The 16,266-nt window shown below is 73.3% G+C and carries 17 protein-coding genes; 12 read left to right on the top strand and 5 right to left on the bottom strand.

The genetic code is table 11. The features are described 5' to 3' along the window. Positions 1-2: 2 nt before the first annotated feature. Entirely contained in the window at positions 3-731 is a 729-nt protein-coding gene (locus tag G567_RS0109840; RefSeq protein WP_028929847.1) for an amino acid ABC transporter ATP-binding protein, read from the bottom strand. Between the two features lie 134 nt (positions 732-865). On the opposite strand from G567_RS0109840, the gene G567_RS27925 reads away from it, so the two are divergent. Then, positions 866-1,564 (top strand): response regulator transcription factor, encoded by a 699-nt coding sequence (locus tag G567_RS27925; RefSeq protein WP_037056543.1) that lies wholly within the window; start codon positions 866-868, stop codon positions 1,562-1,564. A 7-nt stretch (positions 1,565-1,571) separates the two neighbouring features. Next, a complete protein-coding gene (locus G567_RS0109830) occupies positions 1,572-2,957 on the top strand; it encodes a sensor histidine kinase (protein ID WP_028929846.1) in 1,386 nt (461 codons plus the stop codon). A gap of 8 nt (positions 2,958-2,965) precedes the next feature. Here G567_RS0109830 and G567_RS0109825 read toward each other — a convergent pair whose 3' ends face one another. Next, positions 2,966-3,943: a TAXI family TRAP transporter solute-binding subunit gene (locus tag G567_RS0109825; protein WP_037056541.1), complete on the bottom strand. Its 978-nt coding sequence runs from the start codon at positions 3,941-3,943 to the stop codon at positions 2,966-2,968. 85 nt (positions 3,944-4,028) lie between these two features. Here G567_RS0109825 and miaB point away from each other — a divergent pair, with 85 nt between their 5' ends. Further along, the gene (gene miaB / locus G567_RS0109820) at positions 4,029-5,519 is read left to right on the top strand and encodes a tRNA (N6-isopentenyl adenosine(37)-C2)-methylthiotransferase MiaB (protein WP_028929844.1); all 1,491 of its coding nucleotides are present in this window, start codon (positions 4,029-4,031) and stop codon (positions 5,517-5,519) included. Next, positions 5,516-5,983, top strand: a complete 468-nt coding sequence (locus tag G567_RS27920; protein ID WP_051232689.1) for an Rv2732c family membrane protein — start codon at positions 5,516-5,518, stop codon at positions 5,981-5,983. Before miaB ends, G567_RS27920 begins: the two co-directional genes overlap by 4 nt. 19 nt (positions 5,984-6,002) lie before the next feature. Here the strand turns inward: G567_RS27920 and G567_RS27915 are convergent, their stop codons facing one another. Continuing rightward, on the bottom strand, positions 6,003-7,583 hold the full coding sequence (locus G567_RS27915) for a DUF349 domain-containing protein (protein WP_245585603.1): 1,581 nt from the start codon (positions 7,581-7,583) through the stop codon (positions 6,003-6,005). Positions 7,584-7,826: 243 nt separating this feature from the next. On the opposite strand from G567_RS27915, the gene G567_RS27910 reads away from it, so the two are divergent. The 5 genes from G567_RS27910 (at position 7,827) to G567_RS27905 (ending at position 12,987) form a co-directional block, all read left to right on the top strand. Then, positions 7,827-8,549 carry a DODA-type extradiol aromatic ring-opening family dioxygenase gene (locus G567_RS27910; protein ID WP_037056539.1) on the top strand — a complete coding sequence of 241 codons (723 nt, stop codon included), beginning with the start codon at positions 7,827-7,829 and terminating at the stop codon, positions 8,547-8,549. Continuing rightward, a complete protein-coding gene (gene miaA, locus G567_RS0109795; RefSeq protein ID WP_028929842.1) occupies positions 8,546-9,481 on the top strand; it encodes a tRNA (adenosine(37)-N6)-dimethylallyltransferase MiaA in 936 nt (311 codons plus the stop codon). Before G567_RS27910 ends, miaA begins: the two co-directional genes overlap by 4 nt. A gap of 18 nt (positions 9,482-9,499) precedes the next feature. Further along, positions 9,500-10,372: a diaminopimelate epimerase gene (dapF, locus tag G567_RS0109790; RefSeq protein ID WP_211223887.1), complete on the top strand. Its 873-nt coding sequence runs from the start codon at positions 9,500-9,502 to the stop codon at positions 10,370-10,372. 75 nt (positions 10,373-10,447) lie between these two features. Then, positions 10,448-11,908 (top strand): GTPase HflX, encoded by a 1,461-nt coding sequence (hflX, locus tag G567_RS0109785; protein ID WP_028929840.1) that lies wholly within the window; start codon positions 10,448-10,450, stop codon positions 11,906-11,908. A 35-nt stretch (positions 11,909-11,943) separates the two neighbouring features. Then, positions 11,944-12,987 (top strand): SdiA-regulated/phytase-like domain-containing protein, encoded by a 1,044-nt coding sequence (locus G567_RS27905; protein ID WP_028929839.1) that lies wholly within the window; start codon positions 11,944-11,946, stop codon positions 12,985-12,987. Positions 12,988-13,205: 218 nt separating this feature from the next. Here G567_RS27905 and lexA read toward each other — a convergent pair whose 3' ends face one another. Beyond that, positions 13,206-13,946, bottom strand: coding sequence for a transcriptional repressor LexA (gene lexA / locus G567_RS0109775; RefSeq protein WP_028929838.1), 741 nt, complete (start codon positions 13,944-13,946; stop codon positions 13,206-13,208). A gap of 484 nt (positions 13,947-14,430) precedes the next feature. Here lexA and G567_RS34090 point away from each other — a divergent pair, with 484 nt between their 5' ends. Both G567_RS34090 and G567_RS0109765 read left to right on the top strand, forming a co-directional pair. Next, complete coding sequence (locus tag G567_RS34090; protein ID WP_154667135.1) at positions 14,431-14,577, top strand: hypothetical protein; 147 nt, start codon at positions 14,431-14,433, stop codon at positions 14,575-14,577. A 78-nt stretch (positions 14,578-14,655) separates the two neighbouring features. Next, on the top strand, positions 14,656-15,774 hold the full coding sequence (locus G567_RS0109765; RefSeq protein ID WP_028929836.1) for a baeRF11 domain-containing protein: 1,119 nt from the start codon (positions 14,656-14,658) through the stop codon (positions 15,772-15,774). A gap of 7 nt (positions 15,775-15,781) precedes the next feature. On the opposite strand, the gene G567_RS34085 is transcribed toward G567_RS0109765, so the two are convergent. Beyond that, positions 15,782-15,988: a hypothetical protein gene (locus G567_RS34085; RefSeq protein WP_028929835.1), complete on the bottom strand. Its 207-nt coding sequence runs from the start codon at positions 15,986-15,988 to the stop codon at positions 15,782-15,784. Here G567_RS34085 and G567_RS27900 point away from each other — a divergent pair. Next, complete coding sequence (locus tag G567_RS27900; protein ID WP_211223880.1) at positions 15,987-16,211, top strand: hypothetical protein; 225 nt, start codon at positions 15,987-15,989, stop codon at positions 16,209-16,211. The genes G567_RS34085 and G567_RS27900 overlap by 2 nt on opposite strands. The last annotated feature ends 55 nt before the right edge of the window (positions 16,212-16,266 follow it).

Here is a 16,266-nt window from a genome sequence, read left to right as displayed (position 1 = left end):
GATCAGTGGGTGAGGATCTTGCCGAGGAAGTCCTTGGCACGACCCGAGGTGGGGTTGGAGAAGAAGGCGTCCGGCGTCGAGTCCTCGACGATCTCGCCGTCGGACATGAAGACGACGCGATGCGCGGCGCGGCGGGCGAAGCCCATCTCATGGGTGATCACGAGCATGGTCATCCCGTCGGCGGCCAGCGCGGTCATGACGTCGAGCACCTCCTGGACCATCTCCGGGTCGAGCGCGGAGGTGGGCTCGTCGAACAGCATCACCTTGGGCCGCATGGCCAGCGCCCGGGCAATCGCGGCGCGCTGCTGCTGCCCGCCGGAGAGCTGGGCGGGGTACTTGTCGCGCTGGTCGGCGATACCGACGCGCTCCAGCAGTTCCAGCGCGCGCCGCTGCGCCTCGGCCTTGCCCACCTTGCGCACCTTGATCGGCGCGAGCGTGACGTTCTCCAGGATCGTCTTGTGCGCGAACAGGTTGAAGCTCTGGAACACCATGCCGACGTCGGCGCGCAGCCCGGCCAGCTGCTTGCCCTCCGCAGGCAGCGCCTTGCCATCGACCTCGATCAGCCCGTTGTCCACGGGTTCGAGCCGGTTGATCGTGCGGCACAGCGTCGATTTGCCCGAACCCGACGGGCCGAGCACGACGACGACCTGGCCGGCGGCGACCTCGAGGTTGATGTCTCGCAGGACGTGCAAATCGCCGAAGTGTTTGTCGACGCCGACCATGCGCACCATGGGCGTCGTGTCACTCATCGAGGTCCTCCGGGCATGGCGGGAACGTAGGGCGGTGGGTCTGAGGAGTCCACCACCTTGGGGAACGTTTAGGGTCTCAGCCTCATAACACTCCCGGTATTCGCGAGAGGTGGGGCGTGCACATCCTGCTCGTGGAGGACGACGATCGCGTCGCGGCCGCGCTGCGCCCCGCCCTGCATCGGCACGGAATGACGACGACCCGGCTGGCCCGGGGCCGGGGGGTGATCGACCATCTGCGCGGGGTGGACGTCGTGCTGCTCGACCTCGGCCTGCCCGATATCGACGGTGTCGACGTCTGCCGGGAGATCCGCGGGGTGAGTGAGATCCCGGTCATCGTGGTGTCGGCCCGCGGCGAGGTCGACGACCGCATCCTCGGCCTGCATTCCGGGGCCGACGACTACCTGGTCAAGCCCTATGACATCGGCGAGCTGGTGGCCAGGGTGCACGCGGTGTACCGGCGCCGCGGCAGGGCAGGGGGCACGCCCGGCTCCGGAGCCGCCGGCACGGTCGTCGTCGACGATCTGCGCATCGACCTCGACCGGCACACCGTCACCGTCGACGGCCGTGACGTCGCGCTGACTCGCAAGGAGTTCCAGGTGCTCGCGCTGCTGGCGAGCGTGAAGGGTGCGGTGTGCCCGCGCAGCCGGATCGTCGCCGAGGTCTGGGGGCGAAGCTGGCCCGGAGCCAACCGGACCCTCGACGTTCACGTCGCCACGCTGCGGACCAAGCTCGGCCGGGCCGAGCTGGTGCAGACCGTGCGCGGGATCGGCTACCGGCTGGACCGTCCCGAGCCCCGCTCCCCGGACCAGGGGTAACGCAGACATGCGGGCCCGGCTGCTGGTGATCGTGCTGGTCCTGGTCGGGCTGCTCGCCGTCGGCCTCGGCGTCCCGCTCGCCATGGCCGATGCCCGTGGCGCGCAACAGGAGCTGTTCACCGACCGGCTCACCGACACGATCTTCTTCGCCTCGATCGCGCAGCGACCGATCACCGAGGCGAACGCGACCGGGCTGGCCGCCGAGCTGGCCCGCTATGACGAGGTCTACGGCGTCACGGTGGCCGTGCTCGACCGCGAGCAACGGATCGTCGCCGCATCCCGGGCGGAGCCGATCGTCCTCGACGAGGTCGGCCGGGAGCGGGTCCGCGTCGCGCTGGCCAACCGCCGCTCCGAGCCCTACCCGTTCATCCTGCCCTGGGACGACCAGCCGCTGGTGCTCGCCGAGCCGGTGCTCGTCGACGGCGAGGTGCGCGGCGCCGCGCTCACGATCTCACCCACCGAGGCGCTTCGGGCGCAGGAGCTGCGGGTGTGGTCGATGGTGGCGGGCGCGATCCTGCTGGCGCTGGTCCTCGGGGTGCTGGTGGCGCTGCCGGTGGTGCGGTGGATCCTCCTCCCGGTTCGCCGGCTCGACGAGGGCACCGGGCGGATCGCCGGCGCGGTGCTGGCCGGAAAGGAGGTCGAGCCGATCGCCACCTGCAGCGGCCCGCCGGAGCTGCGCAGGCTCTCGGCGTCCTTCGACCGGATGGCCGGGATCGTCACGCAGGCGCTGGCGGCCCAGCGCGCCTTCGTCGCCGACGCCAGCCACCAGCTGCGCAACCCGCTCACCGCGCTGCGTCTGCGGCTGTCCAACCTGGACGGCCACGTCGACGCGGCGGCGGCCGAACACCACGCCGCCGCGCTGGAGGAGGCCGAGCGGCTGTCCGCGGTGCTCGACGGGCTGCTCGCGCTGGCCAGGGCCGAACGCGTATCGGAAACCGGGCCGGTCGAGCTCGACCCCAGTATCGAGGACCGGATCGAGGCGTGGCGCCCGCTCGCCGAACACATCGGGCTGAAGCTGACCCACTGCGGAATGCGCGGGCTGCGCGCCAGGGCGACCCACGGCGGGATCGAGACGTTGCTCGATGCGCTGCTCGACAACGCCATGAAGTTCACCCCATCCGGTGGGGTGGTCATGATCGGGGTCCGGAAGGTGCCCGGCGGCGTCGATCTCGTGGTCCGAGACACCGGCCCCGGGATGGCACCCGAGGAGCTCGAGCGGGCCACCGACCGGTTCTGGCGCGGTCCCGGGCAGAGCAACGTCGAGGGTTCCGGGCTCGGGCTGGCCATCGCGGCACGCACCGTGGAGCTCTCCGGCGGGACACTTCGCCTCGAGCTGCCGCGTGCGAGTGGGTTGCGGGTGGTCGCCCGGCTGCTGGATCCGGCGCCGCCCTGACCGCTGCGTCAGAAGGCCTTCGTCGAGCGGTAGAACTGCTCCGCCCCGGGATGCAGGGGAACCGGCTGGGTGCCGATCGCGGCCCTGGCGTCGATGGTCAGCGCCGCGGGGCTGGCCGTCGACAGCCGCGGCTGCTCGGCGAACAGGGCGCTGGTGAGCGCCTCCGCGAGGTCCTCGCCCATCGAGGCGGGGACGAGCAGGAAGTTGCGGACCAGCAGCGTGTTCACCGGGTCCGGGAGGCCATAGCTCGAGGCGGGCACGGTACCCGTGGAGTAGACGGGGTAGGCGGCGCGGACCGGACCTCGTACGTCGCCGAGGTCGAGCAGCCGGATGGGGACCGCGGCGGCGAGCTCGCTCACCCCGCGGGTGGGCAGACCACCGGACCAGAAGAAGGCGTCGATCGTGTCCGCGCGCATCGCCGCGACCGAATTGTTGATCCCGAGCTGGGTGGACCGCACATCGCGCTCGGGGCTCAGCCCGGCCACGGTGAGCAGCCGCCGCGCGATCGGCTCGACGCCCGAGTTCTCGGCCCCGATCGAGACGCGGGCCCCGCGCAGGTCCGCCAGCCGATGGAACCGGGAGTCGGCGCGGACGACGACGTGGACGACATCGTCGTAGATCCGGGCCAGCGCGCGCGGCGCGCGGGGGAGGCCGGCCGCGGTCCCGGCCAGCAGGTCCGCGGCGGTGTCGACCTGGCTGAACGCGACGTCCGCGTCCCCGGATGAGAGCAGCGCCAGGTTCTGCACCGAGCCGGCGGTCGAGAGCACCTCCGGACGCACCGCCAGCCGCAGATGTTCCTGCCAGATCGTGGCCAGCGCCCCGCCGAGGGCGTAGTAGACACCCTGGGTGCCTCCGGTCGCGATCGCGATGCGCTCGTCGCGGAACGGCGACGAGCACCCCGACAGCAACGGCGCGAGCCCGGCCGCGACCCCGCAGACGCACAGCACACGCAGTACGTCCCGCCTGCTGAGCGTGTCTGGGGCCACCGCGGCATCCTCGCAGCAGTCGGGCGCAAAAAGGGGGGTCGGGCGGTGCGCCGGGGCCTGGCCGGGCGGCCTACCCTTTGATGTCGTGACCCGCAGCTACTCCATCCGCACCTATGGGTGCCAGATGAACGTACACGACTCGGAGCGCATGGCGGGTCTGCTCGAGGCGGCAGGCTACGCGAAGGCCGCGGAGGGCAGCCCGGCCGATATCGTCGTGTTCAACACCTGTGCGGTGCGGGAGAACGCCGACAACAAGCTCTACGGCAACCTCGGCCGGCTGCGACCCGAGAAGCTGGCCCGCCCGGACATGCAGATCGCGGTCGGCGGCTGTCTCGCCCAGAAGGACCGCGAGACGATCGTGGCCAAGGCCCCGTGGGTCGACGTCGTCTTCGGCACCCACAACGTGCACGCGCTGCCGACCCTGCTGGAGCGGGCCCGGCACAACGAGCAGGCCTCGGTGGAGATCCTCGAGTCGCTCGAGGTGTTCCCCTCGACGCTGCCCGCGCGCCGCGAGTCGGCCTACGCCGCCTGGGTATCCATCTCGGTAGGCTGCAACAACACCTGCACGTTCTGCATCGTGCCGGCGCTGCGCGGCAAGGAGCGCGACCGCAGCCCGGACGATGTACTCGCCGAGGTGGCCGCGCTCGCCGAGGACGGCGTGCTCGAGGTGACCCTGCTGGGCCAGAACGTGAACTCCTACGGCGCCGAGTTCGGCGACCGCGGCGCATTCGCCAAGCTGCTGCGTGCCTGCGGCGGGATCGACGGCCTGGAACGGGTCCGGTTCACCTCCCCGCACCCGCGCGACTTCACCTCGGATGTCATCGCCGCCATGGCCGAGACGCCGAACGTGTGCCCCCAGCTGCACATGCCGCTGCAGTCGGGATCGGACCGGGTGCTGAAGTCGATGCGCCGGTCCTACCGGTCCGCGCGCTTCCTGGCGATCCTCGACGAGGTGCGCGCGGCGATCCCGGACGCCGCGATCAGCACCGACATCATCGTCGGGTTCCCGGGGGAGACCGAGGAGGACTTCCAGGCCACCCTGGACGTCGTCGCGCGGGCCCGGTTCGCCCAGGCCTTCACCTTCCAGTACTCGCCCCGCCCGGGCACCCCGGCCGCGACCCTGCCCGACCAGCTGCCCAAGGCCGTCGTCCAGGAGCGCTACGACCGGCTCATCGCCCTGCAGGAGCAGATCTCCTGGGAGGAGAACCGGGCCATGGTCGGGCGCGACGTCGAGGTGCTGGTCTCCACCGGGGAGGGCCGCAAGGACGCGCAGACCCGGCGGATGAGCGGGCGGGCCCGCGACGGGCGGCTGGTGCATTTCGCGCCCGGCGACGCACCTGTGCGACCCGGCGACCTGGTCAGCGTGCGGATCGGGTACGGAGCGCCGCACCACCTCGTCGCCGACGGCGGACCGACCGCCCACCGACGTACCCGCGCAGGCGACGCGCACGAGGCCGGGAGCCGTCCGCGCGGTGCGCCGACCGCACTGGGGCTTCCCGGTCTCGGGGCACCCGTCGCCGCGGTGAACGACAGCACCTGCTCGGCCGTGCCGGCCGGGGGAGGGGGAACGAGATGAGCGAGCCGTTCGACGATCTGAGGCAGTTCGACGAGGAGTTGCGGGAGGTGGAGCGCCGGGTGGAACAACGGATCGACCCCGGGGCCGCCGGGCTGGTCACCTCGATCACCGTCCTCGTGTTGATCGGGGCCTTCCTGCTGCCGTGGGTCGGGCCCGTGGCCGGGTGGGAGGTCCTCGCGGGCGCGCCGTCGTTGGGCGTGCTGCCCCGGTTGTTCACCTTCACCGCACTCGGTTTCGGGGTGTTCGGCTCCGCGCTCGCGCTGTCCACCCGGCTGTGGGCGCTCGCGTGGGTGTGTGCCGTGGGTTGCGGGATCTCCGTGGTCACCGGGGTGTGGGCGATCTGGTCCCGCCAGGTCACCCTCCCCGAGGGTGGGATCGGGCCCGGCATCGGGCTGGTCATGGCCACGCTCGCGGTGGTGGTGCTGACCGGAGCGTGGTCGCGGATCGCGCTGGCGCGGCGCTGAGGCCCAACCGCCTCACCCGCTACCGCTGCTGGACGGCCTGTTCCGCGGTGGCGAGCCACTCGCGCCACTGGTCCGCCTGGCTCTGGGCCCGTTCGGCGCGCCGGAGGTCGCCGGTCGCGCGGGCCTTCGCGGCCTGGGCCTCGAACTGCGCCACCCGCTCGCGGAACTGCGCGACCCTGGCCTCGGCCTCGGGATCGGTGCGCCGCCAATGCCGGTCGGCGGCCTCGCGTACCTTCTCCTCGACGGCGCGCAGCCGGGCCTCCAGTGGGCGGATGTCCTCCCGCGGTACCTTGCCGAGCGCCTCCCAGCGCTCCTGGATGCTGCGCAGCGCGGCCCTGGCGGCGTCGGGATCCGAGACATCGATCTTCTCGGCCTCGCCGAGCAGCGCTCGTTTGGCCTCCGCGTTGGCGACGAACTCGGCGTCGCGTTCGGCGTAGGTGGCCGCGCGGCGGCGGAAGAAGACGTCCTGGGCGCTGCGGAAACGCTGCCACAACGCGTCGTCGGCGTCCTTCTGCGCGCGGCCGGCGGCCTTCCACTCCGTCATCAGGTCGCGGTAGCGCGCGGCGGTCGGACCCCAGTCGGTGGAGTCGGCGAGCGCTTCGGCCTCGGCGACGAGTTCCTCCTTGCGGGCCTTCGCGCCGGCCCGTTGCCGGTCGAGGTCGGCGAAATGCGACCCGCGACGCCGGTTGAACGACTCCCGGGCCCGGGAGAACCGTTTCCAGAGGGCCTCGTCGGTCTTGCGGTCTATGCCCTTGATCGCGCGCCATTCGTCGAGGATCGACTTGAACCGGTCACCGGCCTGCTTCCACTGGGTGGCCTCGGCGGCGAGGTGCTCGGCCTCGGCGGCCAGCTCTTCCTTGCGTGCGATGGCGGCGGCGCGCTGGGCCTCGCGGGCCGAGCGGGCGGCGCCGACGGACTGCTCGGCGAACGCCACCAGCTCGTCGATCCGGGTGCGCAGCGCGGTCACGTCCCCGATCACGGCGGCCTCGTCCAGATGCTGGCGCAGGGCCTTCGCGCTGTGCAGCGAGTGCTTCGGGTCGCCGCCCGCGGTGAGCCGGGCGGCGAGCAGCTCGGCCTCGGTGAGCAGATCGTCGAACCGGCGGGCAAAATGCGCGAGGCCCTCCTCCGGGGAACCCGCCTGCCAGGACCCGACGACGCGCTGGCCCTCGGCGGTGATCAGGTAGATGGTGCCCTCGGCATCGACGCGGCCCCAGCGGCTCGGGTCGCTGCCGGCCTGGGCGACCGGGGTGGGGGTGGGCGGGGTGAGAACCGGGGCCGGGTCGGGGACCGGGTGCCGGGGCGGGGCCGGTGCCGGGCGCGGTTCGGATGGCGCCGGGCGCGCGGCGGGGCCTGGCCGGGGGCCGGGGGCGCGCCGCGACGGTGGCCCGGGAACCGGTGGGCGGGGCGTGGCGGGCCGAGACCCGCCGGTTCCCGCCTCGTCGCCCCGGTGGCCGGGGTTCTCGCCCGAGTTCGGTTCGGAGTCCACGGTCGGCGGGCGGGGGTCCTCCGGATCCGGGGCGATCCGACGGTCCGCGAGGTCCGCGGCGGTGCTGCCGCGCCGTCGTTCGTCCGTACCGCTGGTCGCGTGATGCTCCGACACCGTGTCCTCCCTCGTCCAGCCCATCCGCGGGGATGGGCGCTCCGCCGTGTGGCGAAGCCGTGCGCATGCCGATCGGTCCCGTGAGACCGGGGCGTTAGGGATTCAAACAGCTACCGGCACGGACCGAAACCATCGGACACGAGGAGCTGGGGCCAGCGGCCGGTCTCGATCGACGAGCCGCCCTTTCCCGGGCCGCCCCGGTGCCCGCGAGATGTGCTGACCGTCGACATTAGGCTGGTTCTCGTGTTCGCCGCGGTCGTTGTGCTGCCTCAGCCGCCGTTGCTGGTTCCCGAACTGGCGACGGGCGCGGCGGACGAGACCGCCGAGCTGCGCGCCGCCTGCGACGCCGCGGCCGTGCGGCTCGCTGCCGTCACGCCGGACTGGGTCGCCGTGGGCGCCGATGCGCGCGGCCGGCGGACCGTGTCGCCGGGCGCGGCGGGCAGCTTCCTCGGGTTCGGGGTCGACGTGCGGGTCGCGCTCGACACCGCCGCCCCGGCGCAGCCCGCCGATCCGCGGCTGCCGTTGCCGCTGCTCATCGCGGGCTGGGTGGCTGCGCGGACCGGTGCCCCGGTGCGCATCCGCGGCGAGCTCGTCGCCCCGGACGCCGACCCGGGTGACTGCGCGGCGCTCGGGGCCGCGCTCGCGGACGCGGCGGCCGGCGCCGTCCCCGTCGGCCTGCTGGTCGTCGGGGACGGGGCCACGACGCACACCGAGAAGGCGCCGGGATACCTCGACGAGCGCGCCGGAGAGTTCGACGCCGCGGTCGCCGAGGCCTTGGCCGCAGCCGACGCCGACGGGCTGCTGCGGCTCGACCCCGGACTCGCGACCGAGTTGGGCGCGATCGGCCGGGCGCCGTGGCAAGTGCTGGCCGGCGCGACGCGCTCCGGTGCGTGGCGCGGCGAGCTGCTGTACTCGTCGGCCCCGTTCGGCGTGGCCTACCACGTCGCGGTGTGGATGCCGGCATGAGTGATCCGGCGGCGCCGCCGCTGGTGGCGGTGGTCGGGCCGACGGCGACGGGGAAATCCGACCTCGGCCTGCACCTCGCGGCCCGGCTGGGCGGCGAGGTCGTCAACGCCGACGCCATGCAGCTCTACCGCGGCATGGACATCGGCACCGCGAAGCTCACGGTCGCGCAGCGCCATGGGATCCCGCACCATCTGCTCGACGTTCTCGACATCACCGAGACCGCGTCGGTCGCCGCCTACCAGCGCGCCACCCGCGCCGTCGTCGAGCGGCTCCGGGCGGCCGGACGCGCCCCGGTGCTGGTCGGCGGCTCGGGGCTCTACGTGCAGGCGGTGCTCGACGAGCTGGAGTTCCCCGGCACCGATCCGGCGCTGCGCGCCGAGCTGGAGGCCGAGCTGGCCGCGCGCGGCCCGGCGGCGCTGCACGCCCGGCTGGCCGCACTCGACCCCGACGCCGCCGCGGCCGTGCTGCCCAGCAACGGGCGGCGCATCGTCCGCGCGCTGGAGATCATCGCGCTGACCGGACGTCCGTTCCGGGCCCGGCTGCCCGCTCGGCGCACCCCGCGCTACGACGCGGTGCAGATCGGCGTCGACCGCCCGTCCGGGCCGCTCGACGAGCGGATCGCGCTGCGGGTGGACCGGATGTTCGCGGCCGGTCTCGTCGAGGAGACCACGAGGCTGGTGGAGCGCGGCCTGCGGGAGGGCCGGACGGCCTCGCGGGCGCTGGGCTACCAGCAGGTTCTCGCCCACCTCGACACCGACGGGGACATGGCCGCCGCCGCCGCGGAGACGACGCAGGCCACCCGGCGGTTCGTCCGGCGGCAGCGTTCGTGGTTTCGCCGTGACCGGCGCATCCACTGGCTCGACGCCGAGGAGCCCGACCTGCCCGGGCGCGCCCTGTCACTGGTGCGCGGCGCCGCGGCCGTCCGGTCGTAGGCTGACGGCGTGCGCAGCGTGCAGCCCGGGATCCGGTTCGCCAAGGGGCATGGGACCGAGAACGACTTCGTGCTGCTTCCCGACCCGGACGGGACGCTCGAGCTCACCGCCGAGCGGGTCGCCGCGCTGTGCGACCGGCGCCGCGGGCTGGGCGCCGACGGGGTGCTGCGGGTGATCCGCTGGTCGGCGCTGATCTGCGGGGACCCCACGGCGGGGGCACCGCAACCGGGTGTCGAGTGGTTCATGGACTACCACAACGCCGACGGCAGCGTGGCCGAGATGTGCGGCAACGGGGTGCGGGTCTATGCCCGCTATCTGGCCCACCGCGGCTGGCTGCCCGACGGCCCCGGAGCCGAACTGAAGCTGGGCACCCGGGGCGGGGTGCGCACGGTGGGCTTCGCCGACGGTGACGGCCACGCGGGCGAGGTCGCGGTCGGGATGGGCCCGGCGCAGATCGGGCCCGCCAGCACGGCCACGGTCGACGGTCACGCGTTCCCCGGTGTCGCCGTCGACGTCGGCAACCCGCACCTGGCCTGCGTCACCGCCGTCGGGCTGGATTCCCTGGATCTCACCGTGCCGCCCGGCCACGACCCGGCGCTGTTCCCGCACGGCGTCAACGTCGAGTTCGTGACGCCGCTGCGCGGTGGACAGGTCACGATGCGGGTGCACGAGCGCGGTGTCGGGGAGACCCGCTCGTGCGGCACCGGCACGGTGGCGGCGGTCGTCGCGGCGCTGCGGCAGTCCGGTGCGGACACCGGCACGGTCGCGGTGTGCACCCGGGGCGGACGGCTGCGGGTCACGGTGGATGCCGACGGCACCACCCTGCAAGGCCCCGCGGTGCTGGTCGGGCAGGGGGAGCTCGAGCGCTCGTGGTGGGATTCGCTTTCCTGAGCACGCCCGCCGATGCCGCTTCCGAGGAAACAAAACGGACAGGAACGGCGTTGCCATGGGAGCATGGAAATCACGATGACTGAATTCTCACTGGACCTCGACGTCCCCGGCGCCGCCGACGAGAACGCCGTCCCCTCGACCGGCGACCTGGAGCTCGAAGAACGTTCCTCGCTGCGTCGCGTCGCCGGGTTGTCCACCGAACTCACCGACGTCACCGAGGTCGAGTACCGGCAGCTGCGGCTGGAGCGGGTGGTGCTGATCGGTGTCTGGACCTCCGGCAGCGCCGAGCAGGCCGAGGCCTCGCTCGTCGAGCTCGCCCGGCTGGCCGAGACCGCGGGCTCCCAGGTGCTCGACGGTCTGGTGCAGCGGCGCAGCCGTCCCGACCCGGCGACCTTCATCGGCTCCGGAAAGATCGACGAACTGCGCGACGCCGTGGACGCCGCGGAGGCGGACACCGTGATCGCCGACGGCGAGCTCTCGCCCGGCCAGCTGCGTCAGCTGGAGGAGCGGCTCAAGGTCAAGGTGATCGACCGGACCGCGCTGATCCTCGACATCTTCGCCCAGCACGCGCGCTCCCGAGACGGCAAGGCGCAGGTCGAGCTGGCCCAGCTGTCCTATCTGCTGCCGCGGCTGCGCGGCTGGGGCGAGGCGCTGTCCCGGCAGGTCGGTGGTCGCGCCGCGGGCGGCGTCGGCATCGGCGGTCGTGGTCCCGGCGAGACCAAGATCGAGCTCGACCGGCGGCGCATCCGGCACCGGATGTCGAAGCTGCGTCGCGAGATCGCCGCGATGCGTACGGTCCGCGACACCCAGCGGGGCAGCCGCAGGCGCAACGAGGTGCCCGGCGTCGCGATCGTCGGCTACACCAACGCCGGAAAGTCCAGCCTGCTCAACGCCCTGACCGACGCCGGGGTGCTGGTCGAGGACGCGCTGTTCGCGACCCTGGACCCGACCACCCGCAAGACCACGACCCCCGACGGGCGGACCTACACGCTGACCGACACCGTCGGGTTCGTGCGGCACCTGCCCCATCAGCTCGTCGAGGCATTCCGCTCGACGCTCGAGGAGACGGCCCAGGCCGATCTGCTCCTCCACGTCGTGGACGCGTCCGACCCGTTGCCGGAGGACCAGATCAAGGCCGTCCGGGAGGTGCTCGTCGAGATCGGCGAGCAGCGGGGCGCGATGCCGCCCGAGCTGCTGGTGGTCAACAAGACCGACGTGGCGGGAGACCTGCAGCTCGCCCGGTTGCGCCACCTGTTGCCCGGCGCGGTGTTCGTCTCCGCGCATCGCGGGGACGGAATCAACGTGCTGCGCAGGCGCATCGCGGAGCTGCTGCCGCGGCCCGAGGTGGACGTCGAGCTGCTGCTGCCCTACACCGAGGGCTCGCTGGCGGCGCGGGTGCACGCGGAGGGTGAGGTCCTCGCCTCCGACCACACGGCCGACGGCACGCGGCTGCGCGCCCGGGTCGGTGCGGAGCTCGCGAACGCGGTGCTGCCGTTCGCCGTTGCCGGGCGCGACGGCGCCGTCGCGGGTCGCTGAGCGCGCCCGGGCGCCGTCGCCGCGCGGCACTCGGGATGAGTGTCGTGCTCGGCGTGGCCGGCCTGGGCAGTGGTGCGGCGCTGGGCGGCGGTGCGGCGGCCGCCGAGGCTGCCGAACCGGCGTCGCCGCAGACCCTGTGCACGGTGACCGATCGGCGTCTCGGCGAGCTGTCCGGGCTCGCCGTCGACCGCGGCGGGGTCTGGGCGATGGCCGACGGCGGGCGCCGCGTCGCCCTGCACCGGCTCGATCTCGACGACTGCTCGATCACCCGTACCCGGACCGCGGCGATCGACCCCTTCGACGCCGAGGATCTTGCCCGCGGTCCCGACGGGACGCTGTGGGTGGCCGATACCGGAGACAACGAGCGGCGCCGCGAGACCGTTGCGCTCATCGCCCTGCCGCCCACCGGTGCGCCGCGGCTGCACCGGCTCCGCTACCCGGACGGGCCACACGATGCGGAGGCCCTGCTCGTCGCCGCCGACGGGGTGCCGCTCGTCATCACGAAGGAGACGGTGGCGGCCGCCGGAATCTACCTGCCGGAGGGCCCGCTCGCCGAACCCGGCCCGACCCCGCTGATCCGGGTCGGCGAGGTCGTGCTGCCGGGCTCGGACACCGTCGGCGGCCCGGTCGGCGGGATCGGTGCGCGGCTGGTCACGGGCGCCGCGCTCAACGCCGACGGGCGGGTCGCTGCCGTGAGGACCTACACCGACGCCTGGCTCTTCCCGGTCGCCGGAGAGACCGCCGCCGATCTCGTGGCGGCCCTGCGCACGAACCCCGTCCGGGTCCCGTTGCCCGGCGAACCGCAGGGTGAGGCCATCGCGTTCGAGGCCGACGGCCGACTGCTGTCGGGTTCGGAATCGCGTGGCGGGGCGCGCGGTGCGATCCGCGCCGTGCCCGGAGCGGCCGCGCTGGCCGTAGCCGGGCAGAGCGCGGAGCCCCGCGCCGCTCCGGCTGCGACACCCGAGAACACCGGCCCGGCCTGGACACCCGCTGCGGCCGGGGCTGCCGCCGTGGCCGGGCTGCTCGTCCTGGCGATCGTGGCGATGGCCGTTCACGCGTTGGTGCGCCGGCGACCGTGAGCGGCGTGTCCGCCCGGCCTCCACCCGGCGCGGGCCGGGCCACGCTGTTCGACGCCTGGGCCCGCCCATGCCGGGCCCGCCCATGATCGCCATTTCGGTGGACGGAGCTATGCAGTCCGCGACTCCCGCCTCCGAAATGGCGATCATGAACTGGCCCGCGGCTACGTGGCATCCGATCGGCTGCGTGGCGGGCCGTCCGCGGCCGCGGGCCGTCGCGGTCAGAGCCGGCGCAGGACCGCGACCACCCGGCCGAGGATGGTCGCCTGCTCGCCGGGGATCGGCTCGTACGCCGGGTTGGCCGGCATCAGCCAGATCCGCCCGTCGCGGCGCTTGAACGTCTTGACCGTCGCCTCGCCGTCGATCATCGCCGCGACGATCTCGCCCTGCTCGGCCACGGGTTGCTGGCGGACGACCACGAGGTCGCCGTCGGTGATGGCCGCCTCGACCATCGAGTCGCCGCGGACGTTGAGCAGGAACAGCGTGCCCTCGCCGACGATCTCGCGGGGCAGCGGGAAGACGCTCTCCACCGCCTGCTCGGCCAGGATCGGCCCACCCGCGGCGATATTGCCCAGCAACGGCACGAATGCCGGCTCCGGGCCGGCGGAGCGCGCATCGTCGGCGGTGGCGGCTGCCGCGGGCACGTCGTCGCCGGACATCTCGTCCGTCCCGCGCACATCGACGGCCCGGGTGCGGTTCGGGTCGCGGCGTAGGTAGCCCTTGCGTTCGAGGGTGCGCAGCTGGTGATGCACCGACGACGTCGAGGTCAGCCCGACGGCGTCGCCGATCTCGCGGACGCTGGGTGGGTAGCCGAACCGATCCACCCAGTCGCGGATCACCTCGAGCACCTTCCGCTGCCGCGGGGTCAGGCCCGCCGGATCGTTGGGGGGATCGGGAAAGGTCCGTACCTGCCCGGGCCCCCGGTCAGCGTCAGCGCCGGTACCGGACTTGTCCCGTGCCATCTGGTCGGCCTCCTCCGTGGATCCTTCATCGACGACATCACTGCGGTGCGACGGTTCGGGTGAACCGCCGCCGTTATCGAACACGGTAGTCCTGATCCGGCGATCTGCCAAACGCATGTTCGAAGAACGCGCCGAGCTCTCGACAGGGCCGCCCGCCGGGTGGTAGGAATCGCACAGGCGTTCGATCGAACGTATGTGCGAAGAACCTCGCCGGAGACGGAGGATCGCCATGGGGCTCAGGACGGCGAACGATCCGATCGGGCGCGGCGACGGGGCCGCCGCGCGTACCGGATCGCGGGGTTTCGGGGCCCGGCGGCCATCGCCCACCCGGGGGCCGCGCCCGGTTCGCCCCGGCGTCCGGTGGAGGGCCGGGGGACCGGGGGCGTGGCAGGCCCACGAGATCCGGTCTGGCGTGCCCGGCCGGCGGGCCGCGTTCCGTCCTCGGCGCCGCGGGCGGACCGGGCGCTACCGTCTGCGCGGTGCCGTGGTCGCGGTAGCGCTCGCCCTGGCCTCGGCGGCCGTGGTCACCGCGCTGGGTCTGCTGGCCGAGGCGGTGTCCGCGGGGTCCGTCGTGACGGCGGGGCCGGGCACCGGCACCGCGCCCCCCGGTGGAACGTCGCTGTGGCCGTGACCGCATCGTTGCGATGAGCTGGAACAGCCCCCCGCGGGTACCGTGGGGCAGAAGTCGACCATGGACGACGGAGCTGCCGTGACGCTGCACACCGATATTCCGAGCCGCGCCGAGATCGATGCGTTGTTCCAGGCCAAGGAGCGCTGGTGCGTCTCGTTCTACCTCCCGACCGATCCGGTATCGACCGGCGAGGGCGAACGGCTCGAGCTGAAGAACCTCGTCCGCGACGCGCTCAACCAGATGCGCGAGGCCGAGGCGGGCAAGAACGACATCGCCGCGGTCGAGGAGCAGCTGATCGACCTCGATCTGGACGAGACGTTCTGGCGCCACCAGGCCCGCAGCCTCGCGCTGTTCGCGACGCCGTCCGCGCTGGTCGCGTTCCGGTTGCCGAACCGGCTGCTGCCGCTGGCTGCGGTGGCGGACCGCTTCCACCTGAAGCCGTTGCTGCGCGCGATCACCTTTCCGCAGCTGGCGTTCGTGCTCGCGGTGACCCAGAACGCGGTGCGGGTGCTCGAGATCCTGCCCGATGTGGACGCCGAGCCGGTCGACGTCCCGAACCTGCCCACGGATCTGGAGAGCGCCGTGGGCAAGGAGCCGCTCGCCGACCAGATGGCCATCCGCAGGATGTCCGCGGCCGAGGAGCAGAAGGTGCGGATGCGGCAGTACGCTCGGCAGATCGACCAGGCCTTGCGGCCGATCCTGCCCGAGCACGGCGTGCCGCTTCTGCTGGCCGCGCCCGAACCGCTGGGGAGCATCGTCCGCTCGGCGTGCCGCTACCCCGGCCTCGCCGCGGCCGCCCTGCCCGGCAACCCGGACGTCCTCCCCGACGCCGAGCTCGTCGCGAGCGCCCGCGAGGTGCTCGACCGGCTGTACGCCGACCAGATGTCGCAGCTGCGCGAGCTGTTCGGGCAGCGGTCCGCGCAGGGCCGGGCCGTCACCGACGTCGCCGACGTCGCCCGGCTCGCGACCCACGGTGCGGTCGAGACGGTCTTCGCCGATATCGACGTCGTCGTTCCCGGACACCTCGATGAGGCCGGTGCGGTGACCTTCGAGGAGTCCGACGACGCCACCGCCTACGGCGTGGTCGACGAGATCGTGCGCCGGGTGTGGCTGACCGGCGGCCGGGTGCTGGCCCTGCGCCGGGAGGACATCCCTGGCGGTGGTGACGTCGCCGCCATCCTGCGCTACAGCCTCTGAAGCCGGCTCACGGTTCGAGATCCGGGCTGACCAGCTGCACCGGTAGCCTGCGCACCTGCGCTGCCCGCCGCAGCGCCGCCGCGTGTTCGTCGCCTCGCTCGTCGCCGCGCCGGTAGACCAGACTGATCCGCCGCCCCGGCGCGGGCCGGGAGAACCGGGCCAAGCACCTCATCGGCGACGCCGAGTACGGCAACCTGCCGGCACGGCTGCGCATGCAGGTGATCGGTAACCCGGGCGTGGACAAGGAGGATTTCGAGTTCTGGTCGCTGGCCGTCAGCACCATCGGCGGCTGCGGGGTCTGTCTCGAGTCGCACGAGAAGGTGCTGTGGGGCGCCGGGAGGATCGGGAGACCATCCACGAGGCGCTGCGGATCGCGGCGGGTGGTGAACGCCGCCGCGGTGACGCTGGAGTCCGAGAGCGCGCTCGCCACGGTGTGACGCCCTGGCGACGTCGGTGCCCACGACGACCGGTCGGCCACGAGGTGTTGTCCGT

Source organism: Pseudonocardia asaccharolytica DSM 44247 = NBRC 16224 (assembly GCF_000423625.1).
Classification (GTDB): Bacteria; Actinomycetota; Actinomycetes; order Mycobacteriales; family Pseudonocardiaceae; genus Pseudonocardia; species Pseudonocardia asaccharolytica.
Note: the sequence above shows the minus strand (reverse complement) of the source record. Positions and strands in the feature narration are given on the sequence as shown.

Excerpts from the sequence above, each read along its gene's own strand:
- G567_RS0109840 (WP_028929847.1), bottom strand. The coding sequence starts at position 731 with ATGGTGCGCATGGTCGGCGTCGACAAACACTTCGGCGATTTGCACGTC.
- G567_RS0109830 (WP_028929846.1), top strand. The coding sequence starts at position 1,572 with ATGCGGGCCCGGCTGCTGGTGATCGTGCTGGTCCTGGTCGGGCTGCTC.
- G567_RS27920 (WP_051232689.1), top strand. The coding sequence starts at position 5,516 with ATGAGCGAGCCGTTCGACGATCTGAGGCAGTTCGACGAGGAGTTGCGG.
- miaA (WP_028929842.1), top strand. The coding sequence starts at position 8,546 with ATGAGTGATCCGGCGGCGCCGCCGCTGGTGGCGGTGGTCGGGCCGACG.
- hflX (WP_028929840.1), top strand. The coding sequence starts at position 10,448 with ATGACTGAATTCTCACTGGACCTCGACGTCCCCGGCGCCGCCGACGAG.
- G567_RS27905 (WP_028929839.1), top strand. The coding sequence starts at position 11,944 with ATGAGTGTCGTGCTCGGCGTGGCCGGCCTGGGCAGTGGTGCGGCGCTG.
- lexA (WP_028929838.1), bottom strand. The coding sequence starts at position 13,946 with ATGGCACGGGACAAGTCCGGTACCGGCGCTGACGCTGACCGGGGGCCC.
- G567_RS27900 (WP_211223880.1), top strand. The coding sequence starts at position 15,987 with ATGCAGGTGATCGGTAACCCGGGCGTGGACAAGGAGGATTTCGAGTTC.
- G567_RS34085 (WP_028929835.1), bottom strand. The coding sequence starts at position 15,988 with ATGCGCAGCCGTGCCGGCAGGTTGCCGTACTCGGCGTCGCCGATGAGG.